Source organism: bacterium (genome assembly GCA_035529855.1).
Lineage (GTDB): Bacteria > RBG-13-66-14 > B26-G2 > WVWN01 > WVWN01 > WVWN01.
In genome coordinates, this window is record DATKVX010000092.1 from 1 (window position 1) to 5,020 (window position 5,020).

Below are 5,020 nucleotides of genomic sequence, written 5' to 3' on the forward strand. Positions count from 1 at the left end.
ACCACGGAACTCTCATCAGTACGTTGGTGGGGTCGTTCTCGAAGAAGGCGTACTTAACGCGGCCGCGCTCGTCCAACCGGAAGACCAGCTTGTCGCCCAACGTACCGTCGGCCTCGACGCGGCGGAACGTCCCCGGCTCGACTTCCAGATATCGGCCCGTCGGGCGGCTCAACCCGCCCGGGGCGAGCAGATACCCGTCCGGCGTTACCTTTAACGTAGTCGGGTCCAAAAATCCCGAAAACTTCATTAGGCGCGTGAAAACCCCACGCGATCTCACGTAAGAGCCCGCGTAGCGCGCCACGGCGCGGGCGGCCCCCGGCCCGGGCTCGGGCGCGGGTGCCTTGCCCGCAGGGAAATACCGGTCCGCAAACGCATCCAATAAATCTAAACGCGCTCGCTTGCCGTCGGGGCTGTTGTACGAGACGAAGACGCCGGCGCCGTGTTCCGGGAACAACGCGAGCGCGGTATGGAAGTAAACGGTAGAGCCCCCGTGCCAGATGAAGCGTTCGCCGTTGAGCGTCATCTCCATAAAGCCGTGGGCCCAGCCGTTGACGCGCGGGTCCGGCGTGAAAAGGCGGCGGTGCATCTCGCGCGCGGCGGCCTCCCCCAGAATGCGCCTCGAGCCGTAGCGACCTTCCTGCAGATGCGCCGCCATAAAGCGCGCCATGTCCGTCGCCGTCGCGCTCACCGAACCCGCGGGGTAAGCCTCGACCCACTCGAAGTCCTGCGGCTTGAAGACGCCGTCCTCGAACGTATATCCCACCGCCACGTCAGGCTCGAGCGCCGGCGGCACCGGCTCGCGGGACGTGGTGCGCGCCATACCCAGCGGCTCGAAGATGTTCTCTTCGACGTATTGCTCGAACGGCACGCCCGAGACCACTTCCACCAGGTAGCCGGCCAGGGCCGCGCCGTAGTTCGAGTAGGCCGGGACCTCTCCCGGAGGGAAAACCCGCGCCGGAACGTAGTCCTTCACGTACGTCCCCAACGGTTCCAGGTCCTCGGCCCGCGCGACCATTATGCGCACGGGTGAATCTTCGAACCCGGGCGTGTGCGTCATCAGGTTTGCCACGGTTATCGGCTTGCCGAAGGCGGGCGGTATCTTGAAATCGGTTAAATACTCGTTCACGTCGGCGTCGAGGTCCACCTTCCCCTTCTCCACCAACTGCATCACCGCGGTCCAGGTGAAGAGCTTGGATGACGAGCCGGGGCGAAAGAGGGTCCGGTCCGCGACTACGGGCCGGTGCGTCGCTAAATCGGCGTACCCGTAACCCTTCGCGAAGAGGAGCTCGCCGTCGGCGACGACGGCAACGGTAGCGCCCGGGATGTGGTAGGACTTGAGCTGTTCCGCCATCACGCCGTCGACGAAGGCCTCCACCTCGCGCGCGTCGGCCAAAACGCCCGTCGGCGCCGCTGCCACCGGGGGCGGTTCGGCGCTTAAAGCTGTCGTCGCCGCGACCACTACTACCGCGGCCGTAATCGCTACGTAAACGTTCGCACTTTTTCCCGCGATACCTCCTTCGATTTCCGAGGGCTCCGTTGCACCTACCTCATTATAAACGCGACGTTGAGCCGTGTCTATGTCAAAAATGTTCGGCCAAGGGATATGGTATCCACGTGATAGGGGGTCACCGAGGTCGAGGATGATAAGGGGTGGGGCAAAGAGTTTTTACGGGAGGTTCGGGTTCAGGGAAGAGGCGATGTCGAAGGGGGTTTTATTGTCGCGGTAGCGGTTGGGGCGGTGGAGGTTGAAGTAGGCGACGTAGGTATACGCTTTACCCAGGAAGTACTTAAGGCCGTGGAAGCGCTCGAGCCGATAGAACTCGTCCCGGACCAGGCGGTGGAACGCCTCGACGTCGGAGTTGAACGCCGCGGCCCGCGGCGGGATGCGCACGTGCTTCGCTCCCTATCCTTCTACCGCCGCGGTGAACCCGGAAGGCCTTTTCACCTTCGCCCCTCCCACGAACTCGGCGCCGTCGTCCGTCCGCCAATAGCCGTTCTTCACGTCCCCTCCGTACAACGTGAGGTGGCGGCCTACGCACCGCGCAAAGGTAACCGCGTTCGTGAGCGGGGCCTCGTACGCGAAGGCCACTACAACCATCCCGGTCCTCATGTCCCGCGCCGTATACTCGTAGCGCGGCAATTCGTAGGCCTTTAGGGCGCGGTAAAATTCCTCGATGTTTTTAAGATACTTCACGTCCAGCCGTAACTTACCCAAGAACCCCAGCCTCTTCTTCAGCTCCCCCAGGTCCCGCCGCTGCCGCCGCCGCTAGTTAACGTACCCCATCGCACGGAGCTGACGCTCGAGCGAGGACGGCAGTTGTACGTAGCGGGGCGTCAAAGCCCGCGCCCGGGCCGCTTCCCTCAGCGACGCGAGCTCCTCCCGGCGTTGCGCCAACAAGCCGGCGTTCGCGGCCTCGTCGTCGCCCCGGGCCAGGTTGTACGTCTGATTCAGGTCCCGCACCTCGTCGTACAAATACTCGCGCCCGGCGTTGTAGTCGTACAGGTAGTAATAACCGCCATCCAGGGTCGCGGCTAGCTCTATGCTCGCCCACGCCGCGCCGGCTCGAGCGGGCGGGTATTCTATTATCCCCTCCAACAACAACTCCCGCGGCGGGACGGCGCCGTCGCCGCTCATGTACGGCGTCAAGTCCGTTCCTATCCAACTCCCGGGCGGGGCGCCGCCGGCCAGCGCGACCGCGGTCGGCGTTATGTCGACGACGTTCACCGCGCCCCGCACGTTGCCGCGGCCGGCGCCCCGAACCATCAGCGGGACGCGCGCTATCTCGCCGTGCAAGCCGGCGCCGTGGAGCCACCGGCCGTGCTCGCCGAACTCCTCGCCGTGGTCGGCGGTAATGACTACTACGGCCTCGTCGCCGCGGCTATACGCCGGGACTACCTCATCCAGGAAATCCGCTATCACGTCGTCCATCCGCCGCACGTCGCTATCGTACAGCGCCTTTGCCAAAGCGACGTCGGCGGGCGTATAATCCAGCCTAAAGTGCGGGTCCTTGGTTAAACGCGCGCCGAAGAAGCGGCCCCGTACGATTTCTCTCACTTTCTCATTCCGGGCCCGTTCGAAATACGTTTTAAGCGCGGCCTCGTCTTCTCCCCTCGGCCTGTAGGGCGTATGCGGCTCCATATAATGCAGGTATACGAACCGCGGCGCGTCCGTAATTTTAAACCAGAACTCCAAACGCCGGTTCAGCTCGAGGCCGTCCGTCGTCGGATGCCACAACGGCCCTAAAAAGGACGGCGCCCACTTCGCCCTCGTCAACAACCGCGCCGCCGAGAGCGACGGCCCGCCGGCCTCCATTACGCTCCCCCCGGCCGTGCTGTCCAACACGTCGAAGCCGTCGCCCATACCGCCCGCCCAACTCACGTGCGGGTTGGCCGATACCGCCAACGTCGCGTACCCCAACCCCTTCATAGCTTCCGCCAACGTCGCCGCTTCCTCGGGCAACGCGGCGACCCGCGAATTCACGCCGTGCGTGCCCGGATACGCGGACGTAAAGAGCGACGCCACCGCCGGCTTCGTCCACGACGACACGGTATAGGCTTCCCGGAATATTACGCCCTCCCGGCCGAACGCCTCGAGGCGGGGCGCCACTCCCCCCGCGCCGCCGTAAAAACTGAGCCGGTCCGCGCGGAAGGCGTCCATAACCACCACGTACACGTCAGGCCGCCGCCCGGCCGGCCGGCGCCCCGCGACTATATAATACACGTCCGCGGCGACGACCGGCAGCAGTAGCGCCGACGCCAGCACGATTAAAACCGCCTTCGCCGGAACTTTCTTTACCTTGCGACCCAGCGCGGCCAGGGCCTTATAAAGCGCCGCCGCCGACAGCGCCCACAGGCTTACTACCGCCAGGAAAAACAACGCCGCGGCCGCCACCGCGAACCGCGATTTAACCCACGGGAAACTCACGTCCGCGACGGCCAAATAGTGCGCGACCGGCGCGCCGCACGCCGCGACGGCGACTACCCAGAGCGCCGGCGCCGCTAACTCGAGATCGTCCTTCCTTTTATATAATAAATAATAGACCGCGCCGCACACGCCGAAGGCAATCGCCGCCAACACGCTGAGCCACGCCGCCTCTACACCCAATAGTATCTGATAATAAAAACGCGGCACGCCCCAATAACGCGCGCCGCCCAGGATACAACCTAACGAATACTCCCCCGCCGCGGCCAATACGCCGCCCAACAAACTCGCGCCGACGAGCGGCGCCAGGAACCGCGTTAAACCGGAGTTTCTACGATTTGACATAAAAACGGTTCAGGGGTAGCGACCCCAACGGGAGCGAGTACGCCGCAACGATTGCCGCGTGTACGGTCCTCGTCGCCCCCGTACGCGCAAACATAACATAGGAAAACGCGTCGGTAAACGGCCGCGTCGGCCTTTTAAATTAACCCGGCATACGCGTTTCGTAACTACTCCCGACCAGGTAAACGTTAAGGCGCCCCGGCTCGAGGCGCCCTTTACGCTTAACAGCGTTGCGGATATTCAGACCCCGTACGAGTGCAGGCCGCCGAAGATGAGGTTCGCGAAGAGCGTCAACACCGCCGATACGAAGATGAGCGCCGCCAGAATAGCCGCCCGCTTGCCGCGCCAACCGGCCAGGCGGCGGGCGTGCAGGTACGCCGCGGCGATAAGGAAGACGACCAGCGAGGCCGTTTCCTTCGGGTCCCAACTCCACCACACCGACCACGCCTTCTGCGCCCATATCGCGCCCGCGACCAGCGCGCCGATGGTGAACAGCGGAAAGCCGATGGCGACGGCGCGGTACTCGAGGACGTCGAGCGCTTCCTTGGAGGGCAAGTACCTGCTCGGCTTGTCGCCGCGGAAGAGGTACAGTACGGCCGCCGCGAACCCCACCGCGAACGCCCCCTCGCCCAGGCACGCCAGCGTCACGTGAATCGTCAACCACCACGACTGCAGCGCCGGGATGAGTTGCCCCTCGATCTTGGACGGGAACAGCGACGCCGACACTATCAACAGGAACGCCACCGGCATCACGAT

General features: G+C 64.3%; 5 protein-coding genes. All 5 read right to left on the reverse strand.

The features are described from left to right. On the reverse strand, positions 1-1,459 hold a 1,459-nt coding region (locus tag VMX79_09860), incomplete at its 3' end, for a serine hydrolase domain-containing protein (GenBank protein HUV87405.1). A 207-nt stretch (positions 1,460-1,666) separates the two neighbouring features. Further along, the gene (locus VMX79_09865) at positions 1,667-1,891 is read right to left on the reverse strand and encodes a hypothetical protein (GenBank protein HUV87406.1); all 225 of its coding nucleotides are present in this window, start codon (positions 1,889-1,891) and stop codon (positions 1,667-1,669) included. A 12-nt stretch (positions 1,892-1,903) separates the two neighbouring features. Further along, entirely contained in the window at positions 1,904-2,215 is a 312-nt protein-coding gene (locus tag VMX79_09870) for a hypothetical protein (protein ID HUV87407.1), read from the reverse strand. A gap of 51 nt (positions 2,216-2,266) precedes the next feature. Continuing rightward, positions 2,267-4,267, reverse strand: a complete 2,001-nt coding sequence (locus VMX79_09875; GenBank protein HUV87408.1) for a sulfatase — start codon at positions 4,265-4,267, stop codon at positions 2,267-2,269. 237 nt (positions 4,268-4,504) lie between these two features. Beyond that, on the reverse strand, positions 4,505-5,020 hold a 516-nt coding region (ccsA, locus tag VMX79_09880), incomplete at its 5' end, for a cytochrome c biogenesis protein CcsA (protein ID HUV87409.1).

Coding starts and splice junctions, on each gene's coding strand:
- VMX79_09875 (HUV87408.1), bottom strand. CDS start 4,267: ATGTCAAATCGTAGAAACTCCGGTTTAACGCGGTTCCTGGCGCCGCTC.